The 25,057-nt window shown below is 58.7% G+C and carries 20 protein-coding genes and 2 tRNA genes; 10 read left to right on the forward strand and 12 right to left on the reverse strand.

The features are described from left to right. Positions 1–56: 56 nt before the first annotated feature. From ACY8D3_RS14520 to ACY8D3_RS14565, 10 genes are all read left to right on the forward strand, one after another. Complete coding sequence (locus ACY8D3_RS14520) at positions 57–233, forward strand: hypothetical protein (protein WP_462379483.1); 177 nt, start codon at positions 57–59, stop codon at positions 231–233. Beyond that, positions 217–3,168 carry a sensor histidine kinase gene (locus ACY8D3_RS14525; RefSeq protein WP_462379484.1) on the forward strand — a complete coding sequence of 984 codons (2,952 nt, stop codon included), beginning with the start codon at positions 217–219 and terminating at the stop codon, positions 3,166–3,168. The genes ACY8D3_RS14520 and ACY8D3_RS14525 overlap by 17 nt, the downstream gene beginning before the upstream one ends. Positions 3,169–3,252: 84 nt before the next feature. Beyond that, the gene (locus ACY8D3_RS14530) at positions 3,253–4,662 is read left to right on the forward strand and encodes a sigma-54-dependent transcriptional regulator (RefSeq protein ID WP_462379485.1); all 1,410 of its coding nucleotides are present in this window, start codon (positions 3,253–3,255) and stop codon (positions 4,660–4,662) included. A gap of 719 nt (positions 4,663–5,381) precedes the next feature. Beyond that, positions 5,382–6,773 carry a polynucleotide adenylyltransferase PcnB gene (locus tag ACY8D3_RS14535; protein WP_462384390.1) on the forward strand — a complete coding sequence of 464 codons (1,392 nt, stop codon included), beginning with the start codon at positions 5,382–5,384 and terminating at the stop codon, positions 6,771–6,773. Next, the gene (folK, locus tag ACY8D3_RS14540; protein ID WP_462379486.1) at positions 6,770–7,267 is read left to right on the forward strand and encodes a 2-amino-4-hydroxy-6-hydroxymethyldihydropteridine diphosphokinase; all 498 of its coding nucleotides are present in this window, start codon (positions 6,770–6,772) and stop codon (positions 7,265–7,267) included. The genes ACY8D3_RS14535 and folK overlap by 4 nt, the downstream gene beginning before the upstream one ends. A 171-nt stretch (positions 7,268–7,438) precedes the next feature. Beyond that, the gene (panB, locus tag ACY8D3_RS14545) at positions 7,439–8,239 is read left to right on the forward strand and encodes a 3-methyl-2-oxobutanoate hydroxymethyltransferase (protein WP_462379487.1); all 801 of its coding nucleotides are present in this window, start codon (positions 7,439–7,441) and stop codon (positions 8,237–8,239) included. Then, positions 8,236–9,087 carry a pantoate--beta-alanine ligase gene (gene panC / locus ACY8D3_RS14550; protein WP_462379489.1) on the forward strand — a complete coding sequence of 284 codons (852 nt, stop codon included), beginning with the start codon at positions 8,236–8,238 and terminating at the stop codon, positions 9,085–9,087. The genes panB and panC overlap by 4 nt, the downstream gene beginning before the upstream one ends. Positions 9,088–9,371: 284 nt before the next feature. Continuing rightward, complete coding sequence (gene pgi, locus ACY8D3_RS14555) at positions 9,372–11,036, forward strand: glucose-6-phosphate isomerase (protein ID WP_462379490.1); 1,665 nt, start codon at positions 9,372–9,374, stop codon at positions 11,034–11,036. Between the two features lie 213 nt (positions 11,037–11,249). Further along, the gene (gene acs, locus ACY8D3_RS14560) at positions 11,250–13,181 is read left to right on the forward strand and encodes an acetate--CoA ligase (protein WP_462379491.1); all 1,932 of its coding nucleotides are present in this window, start codon (positions 11,250–11,252) and stop codon (positions 13,179–13,181) included. Positions 13,182–13,242: 61 nt separating this feature from the next. Continuing rightward, positions 13,243–14,118, forward strand: coding sequence for an oxygenase MpaB family protein (locus ACY8D3_RS14565; protein ID WP_462379492.1), 876 nt, complete (start codon positions 13,243–13,245; stop codon positions 14,116–14,118). Positions 14,119–14,214: 96 nt separating this feature from the next. Here ACY8D3_RS14565 and ACY8D3_RS14570 read toward each other — a convergent pair whose 3' ends face one another. The 12 genes from ACY8D3_RS14570 to tpiA form a co-directional block, all read right to left on the reverse strand. Then, positions 14,215–14,586 carry a BON domain-containing protein gene (locus tag ACY8D3_RS14570; RefSeq protein ID WP_462384392.1) on the reverse strand — a complete coding sequence of 124 codons (372 nt, stop codon included), beginning with the start codon at positions 14,584–14,586 and terminating at the stop codon, positions 14,215–14,217. A gap of 263 nt (positions 14,587–14,849) precedes the next feature. Then, positions 14,850–16,955, reverse strand: a complete 2,106-nt coding sequence (pnp, locus tag ACY8D3_RS14575) for a polyribonucleotide nucleotidyltransferase (protein WP_462379493.1) — start codon at positions 16,953–16,955, stop codon at positions 14,850–14,852. Between the two features lie 153 nt (positions 16,956–17,108). Next, positions 17,109–17,378 (reverse strand): 30S ribosomal protein S15, encoded by a 270-nt coding sequence (gene rpsO, locus ACY8D3_RS14580; RefSeq protein WP_462379494.1) that lies wholly within the window; start codon positions 17,376–17,378, stop codon positions 17,109–17,111. A 102-nt stretch (positions 17,379–17,480) separates the two neighbouring features. After that, entirely contained in the window at positions 17,481–18,398 is a 918-nt protein-coding gene (gene truB / locus ACY8D3_RS14585) for a tRNA pseudouridine(55) synthase TruB (RefSeq protein WP_462379495.1), read from the reverse strand. A gap of 2 nt (positions 18,399–18,400) precedes the next feature. Then, a complete protein-coding gene (gene rbfA / locus ACY8D3_RS14590; RefSeq protein ID WP_462379496.1) occupies positions 18,401–18,778 on the reverse strand; it encodes a 30S ribosome-binding factor RbfA in 378 nt (125 codons plus the stop codon). A gap of 109 nt (positions 18,779–18,887) precedes the next feature. Next, the gene (infB, locus tag ACY8D3_RS14595) at positions 18,888–21,452 is read right to left on the reverse strand and encodes a translation initiation factor IF-2 (RefSeq protein ID WP_462379497.1); all 2,565 of its coding nucleotides are present in this window, start codon (positions 21,450–21,452) and stop codon (positions 18,888–18,890) included. A gap of 27 nt (positions 21,453–21,479) precedes the next feature. After that, positions 21,480–22,961 carry a transcription termination factor NusA gene (gene nusA / locus ACY8D3_RS14600; protein ID WP_462379498.1) on the reverse strand — a complete coding sequence of 494 codons (1,482 nt, stop codon included), beginning with the start codon at positions 22,959–22,961 and terminating at the stop codon, positions 21,480–21,482. Positions 22,962–23,007: 46 nt separating this feature from the next. Next, entirely contained in the window at positions 23,008–23,466 is a 459-nt protein-coding gene (gene rimP, locus ACY8D3_RS14605; RefSeq protein WP_462379500.1) for a ribosome maturation factor RimP, read from the reverse strand. A 122-nt stretch (positions 23,467–23,588) separates the two neighbouring features. Further along, positions 23,589–23,665, reverse strand: a tRNA-Met gene (locus tag ACY8D3_RS14610). Between the two features lie 96 nt (positions 23,666–23,761). Then, positions 23,762–23,847: transfer RNA gene (locus ACY8D3_RS14615), tRNA-Leu, on the reverse strand. 8 nt (positions 23,848–23,855) lie between these two features. Next, positions 23,856–24,239 carry a preprotein translocase subunit SecG gene (gene secG, locus ACY8D3_RS14620; RefSeq protein ID WP_462379501.1) on the reverse strand — a complete coding sequence of 128 codons (384 nt, stop codon included), beginning with the start codon at positions 24,237–24,239 and terminating at the stop codon, positions 23,856–23,858. Then, a complete protein-coding gene (gene tpiA, locus ACY8D3_RS14625; protein WP_462379502.1) occupies positions 24,239–24,997 on the reverse strand; it encodes a triose-phosphate isomerase in 759 nt (252 codons plus the stop codon). The genes secG and tpiA overlap by 1 nt, the downstream gene beginning before the upstream one ends. Positions 24,998–25,057: the final 60 nt, after the last annotated feature.

Genomic DNA, 25,057 nt, shown 5'->3' on the forward strand with positions numbered 1-25,057 from the left:
CAACAGCAGGCGCACCCTTTATAAGGGAGGCCTTGCAGACCGAGGCGCATAGACGCATGTACATCTATCGACTGGTTCTGATTCTCGTCGTCGGAATCTACCTGTTCTCTCCTGCCATCATGGACTGGTGGATCGCGCCGGGCGGTGCCTGGTATCGACCCTACCTGCTGTGGCTGATCCTGATCGTCGTAACCTTCCTGCTTCAGAGCCACCGCGATGCTGACGAGTTATAGCCTGGGGCAGCTGATCTTCATCAGCACTGCCTATCTCCTGATTCTGTTCGGCATTGCCTGGCTCAGCGAACGCGGCATCGTACCCCGCCGTCTCGTTCACCACCCGCTGACCTACACCTTGTCCCTAGGGGTGTACGCAAGCGCCTGGGCGTTCTACGGCACGGTTGGGCTGGCCTATCAATACGGCTACGGCTTTCTTGCCGTGTACCTTGGCCTCTCCGGGGCGTTCCTGCTTGCCCCGGTGCTGCTGAATCCAATTCTTCGGATCACTCGGACATACCAGCTTTCGTCGCTTGCGGATCTTTTTGCGTTCCGCTTTCGAAGCACCTGGGCAGGTGCATTGACGACCCTTTTCATGCTCGTAGCCGTGCTGCCGCTCCTGGCGCTGCAGATTCAGGCGGTAGTCGACTCGATCGTGATCCTTACGCGTGAGCCTCAATCAGCCCGGGTGGCGCTGGGCTTCTGCGCATGGATCATCCTGTTCACGATTCTGTTCGGTGCTCGCCATATCGCCACACGGGAAAAACATCAGGGCCTGGTATTCGCCATTGCATTCGAATCGTTGGTGAAGCTCGTGGCGCTTTCGGCAGTCGGACTGTATGCAGTTTATGGCGTCTTCGGCGGCCCAACCGGCCTGGAAAACTGGCTGATGGAAAATCAGCTTGCCCTCGCAACGCTTCACTCGCCGCTACAGGAAGGCCCATGGCGGACCTTGCTGCTGGTGTTCTTTGCTGCGGCGATCGTCATGCCGCACATGTACCACATGACGTTCACGGAGAACCTGAACCCGCGATCGCTGGTATTCGCGAGCTGGGCCCTTCCGCTTTTTCTCCTGCTGATGAGCCTTGCGATCCCACCGATCCTCTGGGCGGGCCTGCGCCTGGGCATCGACACACACCCGGAGTACTTCACACTGGGACTGGGCATCTGGATGGATAGCCCACTGCTGTCGCTGGTCGCTTATATCGGCGGGCTTTCGGCGGCAAGCGGCCTGATTATCGTCGTGACACTCGCATTGTCCGGTATGGCGCTCAACCACTTGGTCCTGCCGCTCTACCAGCCGCCATCGGGTGGCAACATCTATCGCTGGCTGAAATGGACGCGGCGGACGCTCATCGTCGCGATTATCATGGCGGGATACGGCTTCTACTACCTGCTCGGCCCACGCCAGGGGCTGGCTAACCTTGGGATCGTCTCGTTCGTCGCCACGCTTCAATTCTTGCCGGGTGCGCTTTCGGTGCTCTACTGGCCAGCTGCGAACCGTCGCGGTTTCGTTGCGGGGTTACTGGCTGGCATGAGCGTCTGGATCTTCACGATGCTGTTGCCGTTGATGGGTAGCTGGCCAGGCTTCTACATCCCAGGGCTGGATATCATCTATGTCCTCGACGACACCAGCTGGCACTTGGCAGCCATCGCCTCGCTCGCAGCCAACGTCCTGGCGTTCACGCTCGTTTCATTGTTCACCGACCTTAGCCCCGAGGAACAGGCGGCCGCCGAGGCCTGCGCTGTGGATAACGTGCGCCGCCCGCAGCGCCGGGATCTGGTGGCAGGCTCGCCGCAGGAGTTCGCCACGCAACTGGCCAAGCCGCTGGGCGCCAAGACTGCACAGAAGGAAGTCGAGAAAGCGTTGCGCGATCTTCAGTTGCCCTTTGACGAGTGCCGCCCTTATGCACTGCGCCGCCTGCGCGATCGCATCGAGGCGAACCTCTCGGGCCTGATGGGCCCCAGCGTCGCACAGGACATGGTGGAAACCTTCCTGCCCTATCGAACGGACAGCGAAACCTACGTCACCGAGGACATCCACTTCATTGAAAGTCGCCTGGAAGATTACCAATCCCGTCTGACCGGCCTAGCCGCGGAGCTCGATGCGCTGCGGCGCTACCACCGCCAAACGCTTCAGGAACTGCCCATGGGCGTCTGTTCGCTGGCAAAGGATCAGGAAATCCTCATGTGGAACCGCGCAATGGAGGAGCTGACGGGCGTGCAGGCCCTGCAGGTGGTCGGCTCGCGGCTGTCGACCCTGGCAAGCCCTTGGCGAGAGCTGCTGGAGGAGTTCGTAAAGCAGCCCGACGAGCACTTGCATAAGAAGCGTCTTGGCCTGGACGGGCAGACACGCTGGTTCAGCCTGCACAAGGCGGCCATCGTGGAACCCCTGTCGCCGGTCAACAGTGGCCTCGTCCTGCTTGTGGAGGACCTCACCGAGACCCAGTCGCTGGAAGACAAGCTCGTCCACTCCGAACGCCTCGCCTCGATTGGGCGGCTCGCCGCCGGCGTTGCCCATGAGATCGGCAACCCGATCACCGGCATAGCCTGCCTGGCGCAAAACCTGCGCGAAGAACGCGAACAGGATGGCGAGATCATCGAGACCAGCAACCAGATCATCGAGCAGACGAAACGCGTTTCCCGCATCGTCCAGTCCCTGATGAGCTTTGCCCATGCCGGGAGCCGCCAGAGCACCGAACGGGTATGTATCGCCGACACCGCCAGCGAGGCCATTGGCCTCCTTTCGCTCAACAAGCGTAGTCTGGATGTGCACTTCTATAACCTGTGCAATCCGGAACATTGCGTGGAAGGGGATCCGCAGAGGCTTGCACAGGTGCTGATCAACCTGCTCTCGAACGCTCGCGACGCCTCCCCTTCCGGTGGCGCCATCCGCGTGCGCAGCGAGGCCGGCGAACATACGATCGACTTGATCGTCGAGGATGAAGGCTCCGGCATACCCAAGGCCATCATCGATCGATTGTTCGAGCCGTTCTTCACCACGAAGGAGCCCGGCGAAGGTACCGGTTTAGGTCTGGCGCTGGTCTATTCCATCGTGGAAGAGCATTATGGACAGATAACTATCGACAGCCCGGTCGACCCGGCCCGCGAATGCGGCACCCGTATTCGGGTCACCTTGCCGAGGCATGTCGAAACGGCGTCCGCCGTGACATAGACGGCTGTCTTGAGGCCCGGCCCCGCCGAATGCGTCTGGAATGGGCCTTCCCCAGCCGAAACGATCGTCGAGAGAGCCTGTTTAATGCCACATATCCTGATCGTCGAAGACGAGACCATCATCCGCACCGCCTTGCGACGTCTGCTGGAGCGCAACCAGTACGAAGTCAGCGAAGCTGGCTCGATCCCTGAGGCACAGGATCGACATAACATCGCCGGCTTTGACCTTGTCATCACTGACCTGCGCCTGCCTGGCCCGCCCGGGACCGAGCTCATCAAACTCGCGCAGGGCAAGCCAGTGCTCATCATGACCAGTTACGCCAGCCTGCGCTCGGCGGTGGACTCCATGAAGATGGGCGCCGTCGACTATATCGCCAAACCGTTCGACCACGATGAAATGCTGCAAGCCGTAGCACGTATCCTTCGCGACCGTAGTCAGGCAGCACCGGCAGCCTTTCCAGCGGATGCAGATGCAAGCGACGCCGCCCAGAAGGACGATCTCGGCATCATCGGACGCTGCGGCCCCATGCAGGATCTGTTCGGGAAGATCCGCAAGGTCGCCCCGACCGACTCCACCGTGCTGATCCAGGGCGAGTCCGGCACCGGCAAGGAGCTCGTGGCCCGCGCGCTGCATAATTTATCGCGCCGTGCGAAAGCGCCGTTGATTTCGGTCAACTGCGCAGCGATTCCCGAAACGCTGATCGAATCCGAACTCTTCGGCCACGAGAAAGGCGCATTCACGGGCGCTAGCGCTGCACGGGCCGGGCTCGTGGAGGCAGCGGATGGCGGCACACTTTTCCTTGACGAGATCGGTGAGCTTCCCCTGGAGGCGCAGGCCCGCTTGTTGCGCGTCCTGCAAGAAGGCGAGATTCGCCGCGTAGGCTCGGTCCAGTCGCAAAAGGTCAATGTCCGCCTGATTGCCGCTACCCACCGCGATCTCAAGACATTGTCAAAGACCGGCCAATTCCGTGAAGACCTTTATTACCGGCTGAACGTCATTGCCCTCCGCTTGCCACCGCTACGCGAGCGCGGCGCCGATGTGAATGAAATTGCCCATTCCTTCCTCGCGCGTCAGTGCAAATCCATGGGCGTCACCAACCTGCGCTTTTCGCAGGACGCCGAACAGGCGATTCGGCACTACAGCTGGCCAGGTAACGTCCGGGAGCTGGAAAATGCTGTCGAGCGTGCAGTCATCCTATCCGAAGGGCCGGAAATCCAGGCGGACCTGCTCGGTATCGATATCGAGCTTGAAGGCCTTGATGACGACGGTTTCGATGAGGAACCGGGCAGTCAGGCCGCTGCCAATGCGGCCCACGAGCCAACCGAGGACCTCTCCTTGGAAGATTACTTCCAGCATTTTGTTCTCGAGCATCAGGACCACATGACCGAAACAGAGCTGGCCCGAAAGCTCGGAATCAGCCGCAAATGCCTGTGGGAACGGCGTCAGCGCCTGGGCATCCCGCGTCGAAAAGCGAGCGCGACGACAGGTATGTAACTGTTACGGCTTCTGTAACAGAAACCGGGTTCGACGGTAACGTCCAACCCGGTTTTTTATGCACCTTCGCTCGACGAACACTACAAGCTGTTGATTTCAAAGGCCATACAAAAGTTGGCACGGACCCTGCTCTATCCATCGTACAAGAACAACAACAAGCACATACCCATAACAAGAACGATACGTAACGGCTCCTGCAGAACAACGACAACAGGGCGGAGACGCAGCTAACTGATTCTTTTGAAGACGCGTTGTCGACGGGCCTTGCCCACAACCGAACTTAGAACAACAAAACTGCCTCAAGGCAGCGGCATCCAGGTTGGATCGAAAGATCATGGCAATTTCGGCGATCAAAGCAATCCGTTCGCTATTAGCTCCCGGCTGGGGAGTATCGGCCACAAAACAACAAGCACAGGCCGATGGTACGACGATCAAAGCGTACATCCACACGAGGGGGAGCCTAGGCTCCCCCTCGCTGCTTTTGACAGCCCGCCCTCCCGCGTTCATCATCCGTCGCATCGTGCTGCATTCTTGGCAATGCAGACTTACGCTGGCTCGGCGATGAGAACCCGTCCCGCCTTACGCGGTTGGACGACTCCGAACGGACGTCTCAGTTGTTGCATGGTTTGCCATGCACCGCCATCGCACAGTACCCAGCCTCAACGCCTTGCTGTCGCAAACGCAGCACTGGCGATTTCATGGCCTATAAGTCCCGACCAATGCTGAAGAAGCTGTTCCAGTCCTTTCGATTTCCAAAACGCCCGGCAAACGCCGTGCGCACCACACCTCAGGTCCTGAGCAATCGCCAGCACTCACTGGCGCGAGCGCAGATAAGCCGCCACGCGGTAAGCGTCGTCGAACGCTTGCAGAAAGCGGGCTACGAAGCTTACGTAGTGGGCGGTTGCGTCCGTGATCTGCTGCTCAACCTCGAACCGAAGGACTACGACGTCGCAACGAGCGCCACGCCTGAGCAAGTACGTGCCGAGTTTCGAAACGCGCGCGTCATCGGTCGGCGGTTCAAACTCGTTCATGTGCACTTCGGCCGCGAAATAATCGAAGTCGCGACGTTCCGCAGTCATCATCCGCAAGGTGATGAGGATGAAGACATCACCCTTTCGTCACGCCACGAGAGTGGCCGGATCCTGCGAGACAACATTTATGGAAGTCTGGAAGACGACGCCCAGCGGCGCGACTTCACGATCAACGCGCTGTACTACGATCCGAGCAGCGAGCGAATCCTGGACTATGCGCATGGCGCCGCCGATATCCGCAACCGCCTGATCCGCCTCATCGGCACGCCGGATCAGCGCTATCAGGAAGACCCGGTTCGCATGCTGCGCGCTGTTCGCTTCGCGGCCAAACTGGACTTCGAAATCGAACGCCACAGCGCGGAACCTATTCCCGAACTGGCACCGCTGCTCGAGGACATTCCGTCACCACGCCTCTTTGACGAAGTCTTGAAGCTGTTCCTCGGCGGCAAGGCTGAACGCACGTTCGATCTGCTGCTCGAGTACGAACTGTTCGAACCGTTGTTCCCGGTAACCGCCCGCGCGATGGAGCAGAACCCGGATTACACCGAAGCACTCGTTCGTAATGCACTGGCCAATACGGACGAACGTATTCGGCTTGGCAAGCCCGTCACGCCGGCCTTCCTCTTCGCTGCGCTTCTATGGCCTGCCCTGCCGGCCCGCGTGTTGCAGCTTCAGGAGCGCGGGATGCCGCCAATACCGGCCATGCAGGAGGCCGCGCACGACCTGATTGCTGAACAGTGCCGCCGGACCGCCGTTCCGAAGCGCTTCACCATTCCGGTACGCGAGATCTGGGACATGCAGGAACGCCTGCCGCGTCGCAGCGGCAAACGCGCAGACCTGCTTCTTGAAAATCCACGCTTCCGCGCCGGCTATGACTTTCTCCTCCTGCGCGAGCAGGCGGGTGAGCATACAAACGGCCTTGGGGATTGGTGGACACGCTATCAGGAGGTCAGTGATAGCGAGCGCCGCACCATGATCCGGGACCTCAGCAAGAATGGCGATGGCGGTGGGCCAGCCAAGAAACGCAAGCGCGGTGGTCGCCGCCGTGGCCCGCGTGCAGATGGGGCAAGTAGCCAATGACGGTTACGGCTTACGTCGGCCTGGGGAGCAATCTTTCGGATCCACCCGCTCAGCTTAGAACTGCGATGCAGGCGCTATCTTCGATCCAAGGGGCAGAGCTGATACGAAGCTCGTCGCTTTATGGCAGTGATCCGCTGGGCCCGTCGGATCAGCCCCGCTACGTCAATGCCGTCGTCGCGTTGGAAACGACGCTTTCGCCGATTGCTTTACTGGACGCGCTTCAGTCGATCGAACAGCAGCATGGCCGCGTTCGCAAGGCCGAGCGCTGGGGGCCAAGGACATTGGATCTCGACATCCTCCTGTTCGGTAACCAGACGATAGACGAGCCCCGCCTGACCGTGCCCCACTATCACATGCACGCCCGGCCATTCGTGCTCTATCCGCTGAGCGAGATTGCTCCCGAACTCGCCCTGCCGAACGGTGACTCGCTCGCGGAATGGTTGGAGAAGTGCCCCAGCGATGGCCTTGAGATCATTGCCCCTCCACCAGGGTAACGGTTGTAACCCTGCAGTAACGCATCGAATTGACTTCGTTACCGGCGACCGGGACTATAAGCCTCCCTTTACAGAAGCCGGCCCCATCGAGAAGTCGGTAATCACAGGCGAACCGCCGCTGCCCCCGCGAATGCGCTTGTGCAGCACGGCCGCCTGCCGCGAGGACCTGAAATGCCTGCCACAACCTTGACCACCCTGCAGAAGCTCAAGCAGAGCGGCGAGAAGATTGCGATGCTGACCTGCTACGACGCGACCTTCGCCCATGCCTGCAGCGAAGCCGGCGTGGATGTATTGCTCATCGGCGATTCCCTGGGCATGGTGCTCCAGGGGCACGACAGCACCCTGCCCGTTTCGGTCGAGGACATCGCCTATCACACTGCCAGTGTAAAGCGCGGCAATGGGGACGCGATGATCGTGGCGGATCTGCCGTTCATGTCGTATGCCACCCTCGCACAGACGTTCGAGAGCAGCGCTGCGCTCATGCAGGCCGGCGCGCATATGGTCAAAATCGAGGGCAGCCGCTGGCTGGCCGAGGCCATCCGTCAATTGACGGATCGGGGCGTTCCGGTCTGCGCGCACCTGGGACTTACACCTCAGTCGGTAAACGTGCTGGGCGGTTACAAGGTGCAGGGCCGCGGGGAAGAGCCCGCCCAGCGGCTATTCGATGACTGCGTCGCGCTTGTCGAGGCCGGCGCGGCCATGCTTGTACTCGAATGCGTGCCGAGCGAACTGGCGCAACGCATCAGCCAGGCGGTTTCTGTCCCGGTCATCGGTATCGGCGCAGGCCCTGGTACAGACGGGCAGGTCCTCGTGTTGCATGACATGCTCGGGCTTTCCCTCACTGGACGTGCGCCCAAGTTCGTTCGTAACTTCATGGCCGGCCAGCCGGACATAATGTCAGCGCTCAAGGCGTACGTGCAGGCGGTGAAGTCTGCCGAATTTCCTGCACCCGAGCATGGATTCTCTGCATGATCGTCGTTGAAACCGTAGAAGCACTGCGCACCCATGTTCGGCAGGCGCGCCAGGCAGGCCGGCGTGTAGGCCTGGTACCAACCATGGGCAACCTGCACGCGGGCCATATACAGCTCATTCATACCGCCCGAAGCGTCAGCAACTTCGTGGTCGCGACCATCTTCGTCAACCCGATGCAGTTTGGCGCGAATGAAGACCTCGACAAGTATCCTCGCACGCTGGAAGCCGACCGCGAGAAGCTGACGGCGGCGCAATGCGACCTGCTGTTTCTGCCAAGCGTTGCCGAAATGTACCCCAACGGGATGACCGGCCAGACCCGCATAACCGTGCCCGGCGTATCGGAAGGCCTTTGTGGCGCGAGCCGCCCCGGTCATTTCGAAGGTGTCGCGACCGTGGTGAACAAGCTCTTCAACATGGTTCAGCCCGATACGGCCATCTTTGGCGAAAAGGATTTTCAGCAACTGGCCGTTATCCGCAAGATGGTGTCCGATCTGAATCTGCCTATAGAGATCGTAGGGCAACCTACCGTCCGCGCCGATGACCATCTCGCATTGTCGTCCCGCAACGGCTATCTCGATGCAGGCCAGCGTACCCAAGCGCCGGAGCTGTACAGGCAGCTTGAGGCGTTCGCTGATGCAATTCGCCAGGGCGACGAAAGCCCTGCCCGGGTCATCGAGCGAACCCTAGGGAGCCTGGAGGCTGCCGGATTCCGAATGGATTACCTGGAATTGCGCCATCCAGTGACGCTCCAGCCGGCCACAGAGGACGATGACGAACTTGTGGTACTTGTTGCCGCGTATCTGGGCAATACCCGCCTAATCGACAACCTGCGGTTCCGCCGTGACTAGACGATCTTGCTGGCAGCGTCATACAGCAAAAGGCGTATGCTGAGTCCGCGTTACGGCCAACAGGCAAGCGCAAACGGTTTCAAGTGAGAGGCGTCCCCGCAAGGTGGCGCCTTTCATGTAATTGGGCGGGTGTAGCGGAGTTACGGCCGGTTCGGAACCGCTCCCGTTTTTTTGGCTCGAATACTGTCGACTATGCGATGCCCGCGGAAGATGCGCGCATCGCGGCGCTCCTTCAGGACGAGCCACCGGCATACAGACAGCTATAGAAAGGAAGCCGACACGCTATGGCGTACTACCAAAACCCGATTGATGTCACCACACTTCCTTCATGGAAGGCGCTCGCCGACCATCGCTTGGAAATGCAGCGCTTCAGCATGCGTGAGGCGTTCGCGACGGACGACAAGCGCTTCGAGAAGTACTCCTTTACCACGTCCGGTCTGTTCCTCGACTACTCCAAGAACCTGATCAACGATCAGACCCTGTCGCTGCTTTACAGCCTTGCCCGCGAAAGCGGCCTCGAGCAGGCCATTCACGCGCTGCTTGAAGGCGAATACGTGAATTCGTCCGAGCGTCGCCCCGCCCTGCACACGGCGCTGCGCCGTCCATTGGGCGACCGCCTGCTGGTCAATGACAAGGACATCATGCCCGAGGTGCACCGTGTCATTCACCAGATGACCGACATCGTAGGGCGTATCCATACCAATCAGTGGCGTGGATACAACGACAAGACCATCACGGACGTCGTCAACATCGGTATCGGTGGGTCGTTCCTTGGTCCGCAGCTGGTTTCCGAAGCGCTGCTGCCGTTCACGCAGAATGGCGTACGCTGCCACTACCTTGCGAACATCGACGGCAGCGAATTCCGCGAGGTTACGGCCAAACTGAACGTAGAGACAACGCTGTTCATCATCTCGAGCAAGACGTTCGGCACCCTCGAAACGTTGAAGAATGCGCAGGCAGCACGCGCGTGGTACCTCGCCCGCGGCGGTACCGAAGAGAAGCTGTACCGCCACTTCATCGCGGTCACGAGCAACATCAAGGCTGCCGTCGAATTCGGCATCCGCGAGAAGAACGTATTCCCAATGTGGGACTGGGTGGGCGGGCGCTATTCCCTGTGGTCCGCCATCGGCCTGCCAACAGCGCTGGCGATCGGCATGTCGAACTTCAAGGAACTGTTGTCCGGCGGCTATGCGATGGATCAGCATTTCCGCAATGCGCCGTTCGAAGAGAACATGCCTGTTCTGCTTGCCATGCTGGGCGTCTGGTACGCCAATTTCTGGGGCGCCCAGACACACGCGTTCCTGCCTTACGATCACTACCTTCGCAATTTCGTGAAGCACCTGCAGCAGCTGGACATGGAATCGAATGGCAAATCGGTACGCCAGGACGGCACCCAGGCCTCTTGCGCGACCGGCCCTGTGATCTGGGGCGGCGTGGGTTGTAACGGCCAGCACGCCTACCACCAGTTGCTGCACCAGGGCACGCTGATGATCCCATCGGATTTCATCGTCCCGGTCACCAGCTACAACCCAGTTGCCGACCATCATCAGTGGCTGTACGCCAATTGCCTGTCCCAAAGTCAGGCGCTCATGCTCGGCAAGACCCGCGAAGAGGCCGAGGCCGAGCTTCGCGCGAAGGGTATGCCGGAGGATGAAGTTCAACGCGTGGCTCCACATAAGGTGATCCCGGGCAACCGTCCGAGCAATACCCTGGTCGTGGAACGGATCGATCCACGTCGTCTTGGTGCACTGGTTGCGCTGTACGAGCACAAGGTATTCGTGCAAAGCGTGATCTGGGGCATCAACGCGTTCGATCAGTGGGGCGTCGAGCTTGGCAAGGAGCTCGGCAAGACGGTTTATCAACAGATGACCGGCCATGACCAGCTACCTGCGGATGATGCGTCCACTCAAGGGTTGATCGACTACTTCCGCAGCCGTCACCGCGGCTGATCCAGCTCATGTGCTCCGCCCTTGCGGCGCGGAGCACATGCCCTCTTCACTCAACCGTCGCCCACACCTCGAAACACTCTCCCGCCCCATTGGCCTTCGCGCCGAACCGACACGTCAAATACCGGCCTAAACTGGTGATGCTCCTTCGCCACCCTTTCGCGTGCGTATCACGCCGCTGGCGAAACACCAACCCACAACAACAAGGAGTCCGCCATGTCCGCCACTTACCCGGTCGTAGACGCCGTGCGCCAAAGCGCTCATCTGGATGAAGCCGGTTACGAGCGCCTCTACCGTGAATCAGTAGAAAATCCAGAAGAATTCTGGGCCTCCCAGGCTGAGCAGTTTCTGGACTGGTTCAAACCCTGGGACACGGTCCGCGAACGCAACCTGAAAGAAGGCCAGGCCGCCTGGTTCAAAGGGGGCAAGCTCAACGTCGCTCATAACTGCATTGATCGCCACCTCGATAAAAGAGCCGACCAGGTCGCGATCATATGGGAGGGCGACGATCCAGCAGATTCCCAGCGCATTACCTACCGGCAATTGCATGAACACGTCTGCCGGCTGGCAAATGTGCTCAAGTCGCGGGGTGTAGCCAAGGGCGACCGTGTCTGCATCTACATGCCCATGATTCCAGAGGCGGCCTACGCCATGCTGGCATGTGCCCGCATTGGTGCGGTCCACTCGGTCGTGTTCGGCGGCTTTTCGCCCGAGGCCATGCGAGACCGCATACAGGATGCCGACTGTCATGCCGTCATCACCGCCGATGAAGGCGTTCGCGGCGGCAAGCGTATTCCCTTGAAGCAGAACGTGGACAAGGCGCTGCAAAGCTGCCCTGGTGTCGATACGGTCATCGTCGTCGAACGCACGCACGCGGATGTGCAGTGGGTCGAAGGACGCGACCTGCGCTATCAGGAAGCGATTCAAGGCGTGTCAGCCGACTGCCCGGCCGAGCCGATGGATGCGGAGGATCCGCTGTTCATTCTTTATACGTCCGGTAGTACCGGCAAGCCCAAGGGCGTGCTGCATACTACCGGGGGCTATCTGCTCAGCGCCGCGATGACCCACAAGTACATCTTCGACTATCACGAGGGTGACGTGTACTGGTGCACCGCAGATGTTGGCTGGGTCACAGGGCACAGTTACATCGTCTATGGCCCGCTCGCCAATGCTGCGACGACGCTCATGTTCGAAGGCGTGCCGAGTTATCCGGATGCATCGCGCTTCTGGCAGGTAGTGGACAAGCACAAGGTCAACATCTTCTATACGGCACCCACCGCGATCCGGGCACTCATGCGAGAAGGCGAAGCGGCGGTCAGGAGCTCATCCCGGCAAAGCCTACGACTTCTCGGTACCGTAGGTGAGCCCATCAATCCGGAGGCGTGGGAATGGTATTACCGCGTCGTGGGTGAACAGCGCTGCCCGGTCGTGGACACCTGGTGGCAAACCGAAACCGGCAGCATCCTCATCAGCCCACTGCCCGGCGCGACGCCGCTCAAGCCTGGTTCAGCCACACGCCCCTTCTTCGGCGTGCAGCCTGTATTGCTTGACGAACACGGCAAGGAAATCGAAGGCGCAGGCTCAGGCGTGCTGGCCATCAAGGACACCTGGCCAAGTCAGATCCGTAGCGTATACGGCGACCACAGGCGCATGGTGGAAACCTACTTCAGTGCCTACCCCGGCTATTACTTCACCGGTGACGGTGCGCGCCGAGACGAAGACGGTTACTACTGGATTACCGGGCGCGTGGACGACGTCATCAACGTCTCCGGACACCGGATCGGAACGGCCGAGGTCGAAAGTGCGCTCGCCCTGCACGATATCGTGGCGGAAGCGGCTGTGGTTGGCTGTCCCCACGACGTGAAGGGCCAGTGCGTCTATGCCTTCGTAACCCTCATGAGTGGCAAGGAGCCAAGCGAGGAACTGCGCCAGGAGTTGAACAAGATGGTCGCGCAGGAGATAGGTGCCTTTGCTCGGCCTGATTTCCTCCAATGGGCTCCAGGCCTACCGAAGACCCGATCAGGCAAGATCATGCGCCGTATCTTGCGTAAGATTGCCTGCAATGAGATCGATAGTCTCGGCGACACATCGACGTTGGCCGACCCTAGCGTGGTAGACAAGTTGATCGCGGAGCGCAAGAACACCTGACGATCAAGGTTGGTCCAGGGCGCCGGGCGATTCGGCGCCCCTCATCTGGAAGACATGCGTTATGGAGTGGGTGCGGCAACGTATCGAACGTCAGGTGCTCAGTCTGACGGGGCTGGGCCTGAAAGGGGTTGACTTCGAAAAGCCATTGGGCGACCCGGGGCTCTTCGGCCCGCAATCCGTAAGCTGGCGCGTCCATGGGGATTTCACGTCGATGCTCATCGGCGGCATCACTGCGTTGATGCTACAAATGCTGCATCCAGCCGCACTGGCTGGCGTCTGGGACCACTCCAACTTCAGAGCGGACCTGATCGGACGCTTGCGGCGGACAGGCCAATTCATCGCAGGCACCACCTTTGGCGGCATCGACGATGCTGAGCGTTTGATACAACGCGTTCGCGACATACACGCCAATATCGTTGGAACCACTGCCTACGGCGAGCCCTACTCGGCGAATGACCCCTATTTGCTAACGTGGGTGCACGTGGCCGAAGTATCGAGTTTTCTGGCCGCTCACCTTCGCTATAAAAATCCAATGCTTTCTGTAGAGCAGCAAGACCGCTACTACGCTGAGATTGCTCTAGTCGCTGAGCGCCTGGGCGCTCGCGATGTGCCTAAATGTCGCGCTGAAATTGTGGCGTTCATCGACAACATTCGGCCCGAGCTGAGGTTCGATAAAAGGACGCAAGAAGTGCTAGATGTCCTTTTCAACGCGCCGGCCCCAAGCGCGCTGGCGAAACCGGTTGGATCGCTTATGATGCGAGCGGGTGTGGACCTACTGCCTGATTGGGCCAGGCGGCAACTTCAGCTGAAGGTTAGCGGCACTGAGTCAATGGCTATCCAGGCAGGCGTACGACGTATTGCCCCTGTGCTTCGATGGGCCGTCCAAAACGGATCCTCACATCGTGCACATAGACGGTTGGGCCTCGCACCGCCGTAGTAACTAGTGTTTTTCTACTCACATATTGCGAGTGGCAAAAGCCAGATACGAGATCGCCGCTACAAGAGCGGCGACGGAAGATGCGTTAGCTTGGAATCACTCAGTGGATTTCAGGCCGTCGGCCGAAACGCTGCGCACACCTTTGATCTCTTCAGCGCGCTTGATTGCCAGTTTGCGCTCAGCATCAGACGGGACGGCGCCCGAAAGCGAGACAACGCCTTTGTTGGTCTCGACTTTGATATCCAGGCCGCTGATCGCGTCATCAGCCAAGAATGCCGACTTCACCTTGCCGGTGATCCAGGTGTCGGACACTGCTTCTTCAGCTTTGTCTACCGTATCGTTGGCGGCCAGCATGACAGGCTGTGCACCTTCAAAACGCGCGCTGGTATCAGCATGGGCGGCGTTGGCCAACGGAAGGCTCAGAGCGGCGGCAGTGACAGCAGCGAAAGTCCACTTCTCAAAGGGCATTTTCATATTCGTTACTCCATTCTTGGGGGATAGTCGCAGCGCAATGCACTGCAAACTTGAAAGTTAAGTCGCAACGCCCGTGCCAACGCTTCGCTCTGTTTTTTATGAGCTTTTTCAGTAACTTATGAATTTTTTACATTTCACTTTTCTTGCAGCTTGCAATTTTTCCGTCGTGCAGCATTGCATCCTGCATGCCATCACATTGTCCGCTTGGAAAAACAAAAAGGGCCATAAGGCCCTTTTCGTTCAACACATTAAATCGATTAGGCGCCAGAGCTTTCAGCCGCGGCAACGTCCTTGATCGATAGCTTGATGCGGCCGCGATTATCTACGTCCAGCACCAATACTTTGACTTCCTCGCCTTCCTTCAGAACGTCAGTGACCTTCTCAATGCGCTGATCGCTGATCTGCGAAATGTGCACCAGGCCGTCCTTGCCCGGAAGAATGTTCACGAATGCACCAAAGTCGACGATCCGCTCAACCTTGCCGACGTAGATCTTGCCAATCTCGGCTTCAGCCGTGATGCCGAGAACGCGCTGACGAGCAGCCTCTGCCGCTTCCTTGGTTTCACCGAAGATCTTGATGGAACCATCGTCTTCGATATCGATGGACGCCTTCGTCTCCTCGCAGATCGCACGGATGGTTGCACCACCTTTGCCGATGACATCGCGGATCTTGTCCTGATCAATCTTCATCGCAATCATCGTCGGCGCGTTGGCGGACAATTCGCTACGCGACTGACCGATCACCTGGTTCATCTGGCCCAGGATGTTCAGGCGCGCTTCGAGCGCCTGACCGAGCGCGATCTCCATGATCTCCTCGGTGATGCCCTGGATCTTGATGTCCATCTGTAGCGCGGTAACACCCTTGTCGGTGCCGGCCACTTTGAAATCCATATCACCCAGATGATCTTCATCACCGAGGATGTCGGTCAATACGGCGAACTTGTCGCCCTCCTTGACCAGACCCATCGCGATACCCGCTACAGGCGCCTTCATCGGGACACCAGCGTCCATAAGCGCAAGCGATGCACCGCAAACCGATGCCATGGAGCTGGACCCGTTGGACTCGGTGATTTCCGACACGACACGAACGGTGTACGGGAATTCATCCGCGCTTGGCAGCATGGCAGCTACACCGCGACGAGCGAGGCGGCCGTGACCGATTTCACGACGACCTGTGGCGCCCATACGGCCACATTCACCTACCGAATACGGAGGGAAGTTGTAATGGAGCATGAAGGCGTCTTTCTTTTCGCCTTCAAGCGTATCGAGCAGCTGTGCATCGCGCGCTGTACCAAGCGTCGCTACTACCAACGCCTGAGTCTCACCACGGGTGAACAGTGCCGAGCCGTGGGTCTTGTCAAGAACACCCACTTCGATCTTCAGCGGGCGGACGGTACGGGTGTCACGGCCATCGATGCGCGGCTTGCCATTGACGATATTCTCGCGGACAGTGCGGTATTCAAGCAGTCCAAAGACATCCTTGACTTCAGCGACGGTCGGCTCGCCATCTTCCTTGGCGAAACGCGCCACCACCTGATCACGCAGCTCGCCCAGGCGGCTGTAGCGGTCCTGTTTGATGGTGATCGTATAGGCCTCGGAGATCGCACTACCGAATTCAGCCTTGATAGCAGAGAGTAGCTCGGTGTTTTCAGCAGGCGCTGTCCAGCTCCACGCTGGCTTGCCTGCTTCGGCCGCAAACTCCTTGATGGCGGAGACAACGGTCTGGAACTCTTGGTGAGCGAACAACACCGCGCCCAGCATCTGGTCTTCGGTCAGCTCTTGCGCCTCGGACTCGACCATCAGAACGGCTTCTTCGGTACCGGCCACGACCATGTCGAGACTGGACGCCTTGAGCTGTTCGTAGTTCGGGTTCAGCAGGTAGCCCGTGCTTTCATGGAAGCCCACACGGGCAGCACCGACCGGGCCACTGAAAGGGATACCCGAGATGGCCAGGGCGGCAGACGTACCGATCATTGCAGCGATGTCCGGATCGGTTTTCTTGCTCGTGGAAACCACGGTGCAGATAACCTGGACTTCGTTGGTGAAGCCTTCCGGAAAAAGCGGGCGGATAGGGCGGTCGATCAGACGCGACGTCAGCGTTTCCTTCTCGGATGGGCGCGCTTCGCGCTTGAAGAAGCCACCGGGGATCTTGCCTGCGGCGTAGGTCTTCTCTTGGTAGTGCACGGACAGCGGGAAAAAGTCCTTGCTTGGATCCGCGGTCTTGGCACCGACCACGGTGACCAGGACAGTCACGTCATCGTCGACGCTTACGAGTACAGCGCCGGAAGCCTGGCGGGCGATGCGCCCGGTTTCCAGGGTGACGGTCGACTGACCGAATTGGAATTTCTTGATTACCGGATTCACGGGTTTTCCTTCTCTTTGTTGCCTTTGGGGAAATCGTTGGAATGGGCGGGATTCGGACCCGGCACGCTCCAGGGATAAAACGGACGCTGAAAGCAAAAAGCTGGAAGCAAGAGTGACTCCTACTTCCAGCTTCTGACTTCCAGCTCGTGCGTCTTAGCGACGCAGACCCAGACGACCGATCAGGGCGCTGTAACGAGTGGTGTCCTTACCTTTCAGGTAATCCAGCAGCTTACGACGCTGGTTAACCATACGGATCAGGCCACGACGCGAGTGGTGGTCTTTACCGTTGGCCTTGAAGTGGCCTTGCAGCTTATTGATGTTGAAGGTCAGGAGAGCGACCTGCACTTCCGGCGAACCGGTATCACCTTCAGCTTGCTTGTACTCGTTTACGATCTGGGCTTTTTCTTCAACGCTCAGTGCCATGATGGGCTCCTTGAGTGAACAGGCCGGGCCATGCCCGTGTTTAATAAAGAGAAATGACCGTGCCTGCTGACAGCCACCCTCGTTACGGCCGGTCTGAGAATCTCATTCCGCCCGAATCAAGCGACGCGGGGCAATTTGCCCGTCGTCATCTACCTCACCGATACCAATGAAGCGACCGGTGTGATCTTGGACGCGCAGCATACCGAACTTCGGCGCACCTGGCGCGCGAACCGGCTGACCGTGCAGCCAATAATAAGCACTGTGCTCGGAAAGTTGGACGAGCGGCCAGTGTTCCAGTCCGCTATCCACCGGCTGCAGGAAGCGCTCGAGCGCTTCGCTACCACCTTCGGCGTGGACCGCCTCGAGTGTCTCGAGGCTCACCGCATGGGTTAGGTCGAATGGACCAGCAACTGTCCGGCGCAGCTCTGCAACATGCGCACCGCATCCGAGCAACGCACCGATATCTTCGACCAATGTGCGCACATACGTGCCCTTGCTACAGGCTACCGCCAAACGCGCTGAATCACCGTCCAGCGCCATCAAATCCAGGCGCGCAATACTAACAGAACGCGGCGCGCGCTCCACCACTTCCCCAGCACGTGCAAGCTTGTACAACGGCTGACCGTCACGTTTGAGTGCCGAATACATCGGCGGTACCTGTTCAATGGCACCTCGAAAACGAGGCAGCACCTGTTCGATAGCGGTTTCAGCCACGTCAACAGGCTTGCGCTCGAGGATCTCGCCCTCCGCATCCCCGGTCGTCGTAGTGACTCCCAGGCGCATAACGGTTTCGTATCCCTTGTCCGCATCGAGCAGGTACTGAGAGAACTTCGTTGCCTCGCCGAAGCACAGCGGGAGCACACCCGTTGCCAGAGGGTCGAGGCTTCCTGTGTGCCCTGCCTTTTCGGCATTGAGCAGCCAACGGACCTTCTGCAATGCGGCGTTCGACGAAAACCCTTTTGGCTTGTCGAGCACCAATACGCCATCGACTTTCCGCCGAATACGCTTCACTTGTCCCACGGTCAGTCCTCGCGGTGCTCTCGGTCTTCCGCCACAGCCCGCTCGATGAGCGCTGACAGCTCCGCTCCTCGGCGGATACTGGCGTCGTAAAGGAACTGAAGCTGTGGAACTGTACGCAGCTTCATTGCCTTGCCGAGCTGCATGCGTAGAAAACCTGCGGCATCCTTGAGGATCTCGAGGTTCTGCTTGATATCGTCAGGCGTGTCCTTCCCCATAACCGTGATATGCACACGGGCGTGAGACAGGTCACGTGTGACATCAACTGCAGTAATGGTTACCAGCCCGAGCCGTGGATCCTTGATCTCCCGCTGGATAAGGAGCGCCAACTCCCGTTGCATCTGATCACCGATGCGTTGTGTACGACTGTATTGCTTGGCCATTGAAAGCACCTCGAGCCGCGAACCGCAGCCATGGATTCATTTCCCGTAAAGAGAAACGGCAAGCCCCTGATGAAATCCGGGTGCTTGCCGTTCTGATCTGCGGGAACGCTTAGAGGGTACGCGCGACCTGGACTTTCTCGAAGACCTCGATCTTGTCGCCGACCTTCACGTCGTTGTAGCTCTTCACGCCGATACCGCACTCCATGCCATTGCGCACTTCGGCGACGTCGTCCTTGAAGCGACGCAGCGACTCAAGCTCACCTTCGAAGATAACAACGTCATCACGCAGTACACGGATCGGACGGTTACGGTAGACCGTACCTTCGATGACCATGCAACCCGCGATAGCGCCGAATTTTGGCGAGCGGAAGACATCGCGCACTTCTGCAGTACCCAGGATGTTCTCGCGAACGTCGCTGCCCAACATACCCGAAAGCGCCTTTTTGACGTCTTCGATGATGTCATAGATGACGTTGTAGTAGCGCAGATCCAGGCCTTCCTGCTCAACGATCTTGCGCGCGCCAGCGTCGGCACGAACGTTGAAGCCGAACAACACTGCATTGGAAGCCAAAGCAAGGTTGGCGTCGCTTTCGGTAATACCACCTACGCCACCGCCCACGACACGTACCTGGACCTCTTCGTTGCCCAGATCCGCCAAAGCACCCTGCAGAGCTTCCAGCGAACCGCGAACATCAGACTTGAGCACGATGTTCAGGGTCTTAACTTCGCCCTGGCCCATGTTCTCGAAGATGTTCTCGAGCTTCGCGGAATGCTGCCGTGCCAGCTTGACTTCCCGGAACTTGCCCTGACGGAACAGCGCGACTTCCCGCGCCTTCTTCTCGTCGGCAACCACCGTCATCTCGTCACCGGCATCCGGCGTACCATCCAGTCCGAGGATCTCGACCGGGATGGATGGGCCCGCTGCCTTGACCGGCTTGCCGTTCTCGTCGAGCATCGCTCGGACACGACCATAGTTGACACCGACCAGGACCATGTCGCCCTGACGCAGCGTACCGTCCTGGACCAGTACGGTAGCGACCGGACCGCGACCCTTGTCCAGGCGGGACTCGACCACAACGCCCCGGCCAGGGGCTTCCGGACGTGCCGTCAGCTCGAGGACCTCTGCCTGAAGCAGTACAGCTTCGAGCAATTCGTCAACGCCTGTTCCGACCTTGGCCGAAACCGGTACGAACTGAGTATCACCACCCCACTCTTCTGGAATGACGTCACGACCAGCCAGGTCATTCTTGATGCGGTCAAGATCCGCTTCCGGCTTGTCGATCTTGTTCACCGCCACGACGATCGGCACACCAGCCGCCTTGGCGTGCTGGATGGCTTCCTCGGTCTGGGGCATGACACCGTCATCGGCCGCGACGACCAGAATGACGATGTCCGTTGCCTTCGCACCACGGGCACGCATCGCAGTGAACGCGGCGTGACCAGGCGTATCAAGGAAGGTAACCATGCCACGATCCGTTTCGACGTGATAGGCACCGATATGCTGGGTGATACCGCCCGCTTCACCGGCCGCCACCTTGGCACGACGAATGTAATCGAGCAGAGACGTCTTGCCGTGGTCAACGTGACCCATGACAGTGACGACCGGCGCGCGGTGAATCGCCTCGCCTTCGAACTTCAGGGACTCGGCCAGCTGGTCTTCCAGAGCGTTCTCATTGACGAGCTTCACCTTGTGACCCATCTCTTCGGCAACGAGCTGAGCGGTTTCCTGGTCAAGTACCTGATTGATCGTGACAGGCGTACCCATCTTGAACATGAACTTGACGACTTCAGCTCCCTTGACCGCCATCTGCGCAGCCAGGTCGGCGACCGTGATGGTCTCTCCGATACTTACTTCTCGCACGATAGGTCCTGTCGGGCTCTGGAACCCGTGTTGATTACGCTTCTTGAGCTTGGATTTGCCACGACCGCCACGGCGAGCGAAGCCTTCGGCATCGTCATCACTCGAGGGCGCTCGCGGCCCGACGCGGGACGTCATGCCCTTGTCCTTTAGCGTAGGACGATGCTGTGCATTCTTTCGGTCGCGACGATCGTCTTCATCGCGCGCCTTCTCAGGGCGGCGCGGCTCTTCGCGCTTACGCACCTCGACCTTGTGCCCATCGGTGGCCGCTGCAGCTGGGGCTGCGGCAGGCGATGGAGCAACAGAAGGCTGTGCGACGGCAGCGGCCGGCACGTCGGCCGGAGTGGCAGGAGCGGCCTCTTCAGTACCCTTGGCAGTCTTGGCGGCTTCGGCCTCTTCCTGCTTGCGGCGCTCTTCTTCGGCAGCAGCCGCGCGACGTGCTTCTTCTTCGGCTTTCAAACGCGCAGCTTCTTCCGCGGCACGCTGCTCTTCGAGCTCGCGCTGCTTCTCTGCTTCAAGTTCAGCCGGATCGCGCTTGACGTAGGTCTTCTTCTTGCGAACTTCGACATTAATCGTCTTGCTGCCTGCAACGCGCAGCGTAGTCGTAGTCTTACGCTGCAACGTGATCTTGCGTGGTTCTTCCATTCGCTCGCCGTGGCTACCCTTCAGGTGCGCCAAAAGCGCCTGTTTCTCGTTATCCGTTACCAACTGTTCGGCGCTGGTGTGCGGCAGACCTGCCTCGCGCATCTGCAGAAGCAGGCGCTCAACCGGTGTATCGACCACAGTGGCCAGTTCTTTCACCGTGACTTGCGTCATGCATTTCTCTCCTCAGGCCGCGACTTCTTATTCGAACCAATGGGCTCGGGCGGCCATGATCAATTTGCCAGCGCGCTCTTCATCCATACCCTTGATCTCAAGCAGATCGTCGATGGACTGCTCCGCGAGATCTTCGCGAGTGATGACGCCGCGCATTGCCAATTCCAGCGCCAGATCCTTTTCCATCCCATCGAGTTCGAGGAGATCGTCAGCCGGCTGGGCATCGGCAAGCTTTTCTTCAGTTGCGATTGCTTTCGTCAGCAGGCGATCCTTTGCACGGACGCGCAATTCATTGACGATATCCTCGTCGAAGCCCTCGATGCTGAGCATCTCCTCCATGGGCACGTAAGCAATTTCCTCAAGGCTCGTGAAACCTTCTTCAACCAGCACCTGCGCGAACTCTTCGTCAACATCCAGTTCGTCGATAAAGGTCTGCAGAATGTCGCCGGTCTCGGCCTGTTGCTTCGCTTGAATGTCTGCTTCGGTCATGACATTCAGTGTCCAGCCAGTCAACTGACTTGCGAGGCGGACGTTCTGACCCCCACGGCCGATTGCCTGCGCCAGGTTATCTTCGCCTACCGCGATATCCATGGCATGGGCGTCTTCATCGACAATGATCGCAACGACTTCTGCCGGCGCCATCGCGTTGATGACGAACTGAGCAACATTATCGTCCCATAGCACGATATCGACACGCTCGCCGCCCAGTTCACCCGATACGGCTTGGACACGGGATCCACGCATACCGATACAGGCACCCTGCGGATCAATACGCTTATCCTTCGATCGAACCGCAATCTTGGCGCGCGAGCCGGGATCACGGGAAGCCGCCATCACCTCGATGAGCTCTTCAGCGATTTCCGGCACTTCGATGCGGAAAAGTTCGATCAGCATCTCCGGTGCAGTACGGGAAAGAATCAACTGAGGTCCACGATTCTCCGTCCTGATTTCTTTCAGCAGGGCACGCAGACGGGCGCCGACTCGGAAGGTCTCCCGAGGAATGATCTGGTCGCGAGCCAAAAGCGCTTCGGCATTGTTTCCAAGATCAACGATGACGTTATCCCGGGTCACTTTCTTCACGGTACCAGAGATGATATCGCCCAAGCGGTTGCGATAGGCCTCGACAACCTGAGCACGCTCAGCCTCGCGAACCTTCTGAACAATCACTTGCTTCGCTGTTTGAGCAGCGATCCGGCCAAACTCGATCGACTCGATCTTCTCTTCGATGATATCGCCGGCCTTCGCGTCTGGCTTTTGCTCCTGCGCCTCTTCAACGGTCAGCTCAGATGCCGGATTCTGGAAATCCTCATCCTCGACCACGTGCCAGCAGCGGAAGCTATCGTAGTTGCCCGTGACACGATTGATCGATACACGCAGCTCGACTTCTTCCTCGTAGCGCTTTTTGGTCGCCGTTGCGAGCGCCAATTCCAATGCCTCGAAAATGACGCCTGCCGGTACACCCTTTTCATTGGAGACCGACTCAACAACCAGCAGTACTTCTTTACTCATGTACGCCTCGCCTTTCGCAATCCATTTGGCCCGTCGGATCCACGGCTCAATCGAAACGGGGAATGATATTGGCTTTATCGATCAGATCGATCGGTAGCAGATATTCGTGCTCTTCAACGCGAACCACGACATCTTGATCCTCGGTACCCTGCAGGAGGCCTTGGAAGTTGCGTCGACCCTCGTAGGGCGACCGTAGCCGGATCTTGACCTGTTCGCCGGCATGCGCAGCGAACTGCTCCAGCGTGAACAACGGCCGATCCATACCTGGGGAAGAGACTTCAAGCGTGTATTCGCTTGTAATGGGATCTTCGACATCCAGCACGCCGCTGATCTGACGACTGACCGTTTCGCAGTCTTCGACAAGAATGCCGTCGACATGATCGATATAGACCCGCAAGAGCGAATGCTTACCTTGGGATATGAACTCTATCCCCCAGCACTGATAGCCAAGCGCTTCGACTACAGGGCCCAGCATGGCCTGCAACTGTTCTAGCTTGCTCGACACCTGAGCCCCTCTTATATGAATACAAACAAAAAATGGGCATCACGCCCATCCCTGAATGCTGCATCGGTTGCAGCACAAACTATCCAGCTAAGAAAAAGCCCCTAAACAGGGGCCTCTACTAGTGGTTGCGGGGGCTGGATTTGAACCAACGACCTTCGGGTTATGAGCCCGACGAGCTACCGAACTGCTCCACCCCGCGTCAAAGCTGGTGCCGGATTATACGACCATAACGAAACACGGGTCAACCAAACACCTGGAAACAAGAAAGCCCGCAAAGCGGGCTTTCTTGTGTTTATGGTACCGAGGAGGGGACTCGAACCCCTACAGCCTATGGCCACTACCACCTCAAGGTAGCGTGTCTACCAATTCCACCACCTCGGCAAAACACTTTACTTCTGCTCTGGAACCCCCGGAACATCCCCCGCTTCAGCAGGCGACTGAGGCTTCTCAAGCAGCGGCACATCGTCACTTGGTGCATTCTGCTGCGGCGCTTCGATTGCCGCAGGAGAAGGAAGACCAACTCCGCTTAGTGCCTCAGCCTTTTCCTTAGCAAAATATGCTAACCCAAGACTGGTCAAGAAAAAAAGCGCGGCAAGTATACCAGTAATGCGACTCAAAAAGGTAGCAGAACCTTGCCCACCAAACACGGTTGCCGAAGCACCCGAACCAAACGAAGCACCTGCATCGGCGCCCTTGCCCTGCTGAATCAACACCAGACCGACGACGGCCAGAGCAACCAGCAGGTGCACAACGATTACGATCGTCTCAACCATCATTTACTTCCAGCGGCGCGAACAATCGCCCCGAACTCATCCGCATTCAGCGAAGCTCCACCCACAAGCCCACCGTCGATATCGGGCATATCAAACAGCTCTTCGGCATTTGCAGCCTTGACGCTGCCACCGTACAGCAGCCGGATACCCGACGCGATCTGACCACTCTCACTTGCTAATTGCGACCGTATTGCCGCATGCACAGCCTGTGCTTGAGCAGGTGTAGCTGTCAAACCGGTGCCTATCGCCCATACGGGCTCGTAAGCGATAACTGCACGAGCAAAAGCACTGATACCCAACTCATGCACAACGTTACCCAACTGCTCGGTAACGATCTCTAGCGTTCTACCCGCCTGACGCTCTTCAAGCGTCTCGCCGACACACAGTATCGGCGTCAAACCACATGACTGAGCCGCGATAAACTTACGACTAATCATTGAATCCGTTTCACCGAACAGCTGACGCCGCTCGGAGTGACCGACCAGAACCATCTGGCAACCGACGTCAGCCAACTGCGCCGCGGAAACCTCACCAGTAAGTGCACCCTGCCATGCTTCATGAGCACAATTCTGCCCACCCACCACGACCTGCGTGCCACCTAAAACCGAGACAACCCGCTCAACATGCAGTGACGCTGGCAATACAGCAACGTCAACTCCTGGCGAGACCTCAAGCTTGAGTATCTCTTGCACCAACTCGTCGACTGACGCGCGGGTGCCGTGCATTTTCCAATTGCCTGCCACGAGTGGACGACGCATGCCTGACCTCGTCGATCAAAGTGGTGGCGGATGTTACAGGACCATTTTTGTACTTGCAAG

The sequence above is a fragment of the Pseudomonas sp. Marseille-QA0892 genome, from assembly GCF_054950135.1.

Coding starts and splice junctions, on each gene's coding strand:
- tpiA (WP_462379502.1), bottom strand. CDS start 24,997: ATGCGTCGTCCACTCGTGGCAGGCAATTGGAAAATGCACGGCACCCGC.
- ACY8D3_RS14570 (WP_462384392.1), bottom strand. CDS start 14,586: ATGCCCTTTGAGAAGTGGACTTTCGCTGCTGTCACTGCCGCCGCTCTG.
- rbfA (WP_462379496.1), bottom strand. CDS start 18,778: ATGGCCAAGCAATACAGTCGTACACAACGCATCGGTGATCAGATGCAA.
- ACY8D3_RS14535 (WP_462384390.1), top strand. CDS start 5,382: ATGCTGAAGAAGCTGTTCCAGTCCTTTCGATTTCCAAAACGCCCGGCA.
- ACY8D3_RS14520 (WP_462379483.1), top strand. CDS start 57: ATGTACATCTATCGACTGGTTCTGATTCTCGTCGTCGGAATCTACCTG.
- secG (WP_462379501.1), bottom strand. CDS start 24,239: ATGGTTGAGACGATCGTAATCGTTGTGCACCTGCTGGTTGCTCTGGCC.
- pgi (WP_462379490.1), top strand. CDS start 9,372: ATGGCGTACTACCAAAACCCGATTGATGTCACCACACTTCCTTCATGG.
- nusA (WP_462379498.1), bottom strand. CDS start 22,961: ATGAGTAAAGAAGTACTGCTGGTTGTTGAGTCGGTCTCCAATGAAAAG.
- acs (WP_462379491.1), top strand. CDS start 11,250: ATGTCCGCCACTTACCCGGTCGTAGACGCCGTGCGCCAAAGCGCTCAT.
- infB (WP_462379497.1), bottom strand. CDS start 21,452: ATGACGCAAGTCACGGTGAAAGAACTGGCCACTGTGGTCGATACACCG.
- folK (WP_462379486.1), top strand. CDS start 6,770: ATGACGGTTACGGCTTACGTCGGCCTGGGGAGCAATCTTTCGGATCCA.
- ACY8D3_RS14525 (WP_462379484.1), top strand. CDS start 217: ATGCTGACGAGTTATAGCCTGGGGCAGCTGATCTTCATCAGCACTGCC.
- rpsO (WP_462379494.1), bottom strand. CDS start 17,378: ATGGCACTGAGCGTTGAAGAAAAAGCCCAGATCGTAAACGAGTACAAG.
- ACY8D3_RS14565 (WP_462379492.1), top strand. CDS start 13,243: ATGGAGTGGGTGCGGCAACGTATCGAACGTCAGGTGCTCAGTCTGACG.
- ACY8D3_RS14530 (WP_462379485.1), top strand. CDS start 3,253: ATGCCACATATCCTGATCGTCGAAGACGAGACCATCATCCGCACCGCC.
- panB (WP_462379487.1), top strand. CDS start 7,439: ATGCCTGCCACAACCTTGACCACCCTGCAGAAGCTCAAGCAGAGCGGC.
- panC (WP_462379489.1), top strand. CDS start 8,236: ATGATCGTCGTTGAAACCGTAGAAGCACTGCGCACCCATGTTCGGCAG.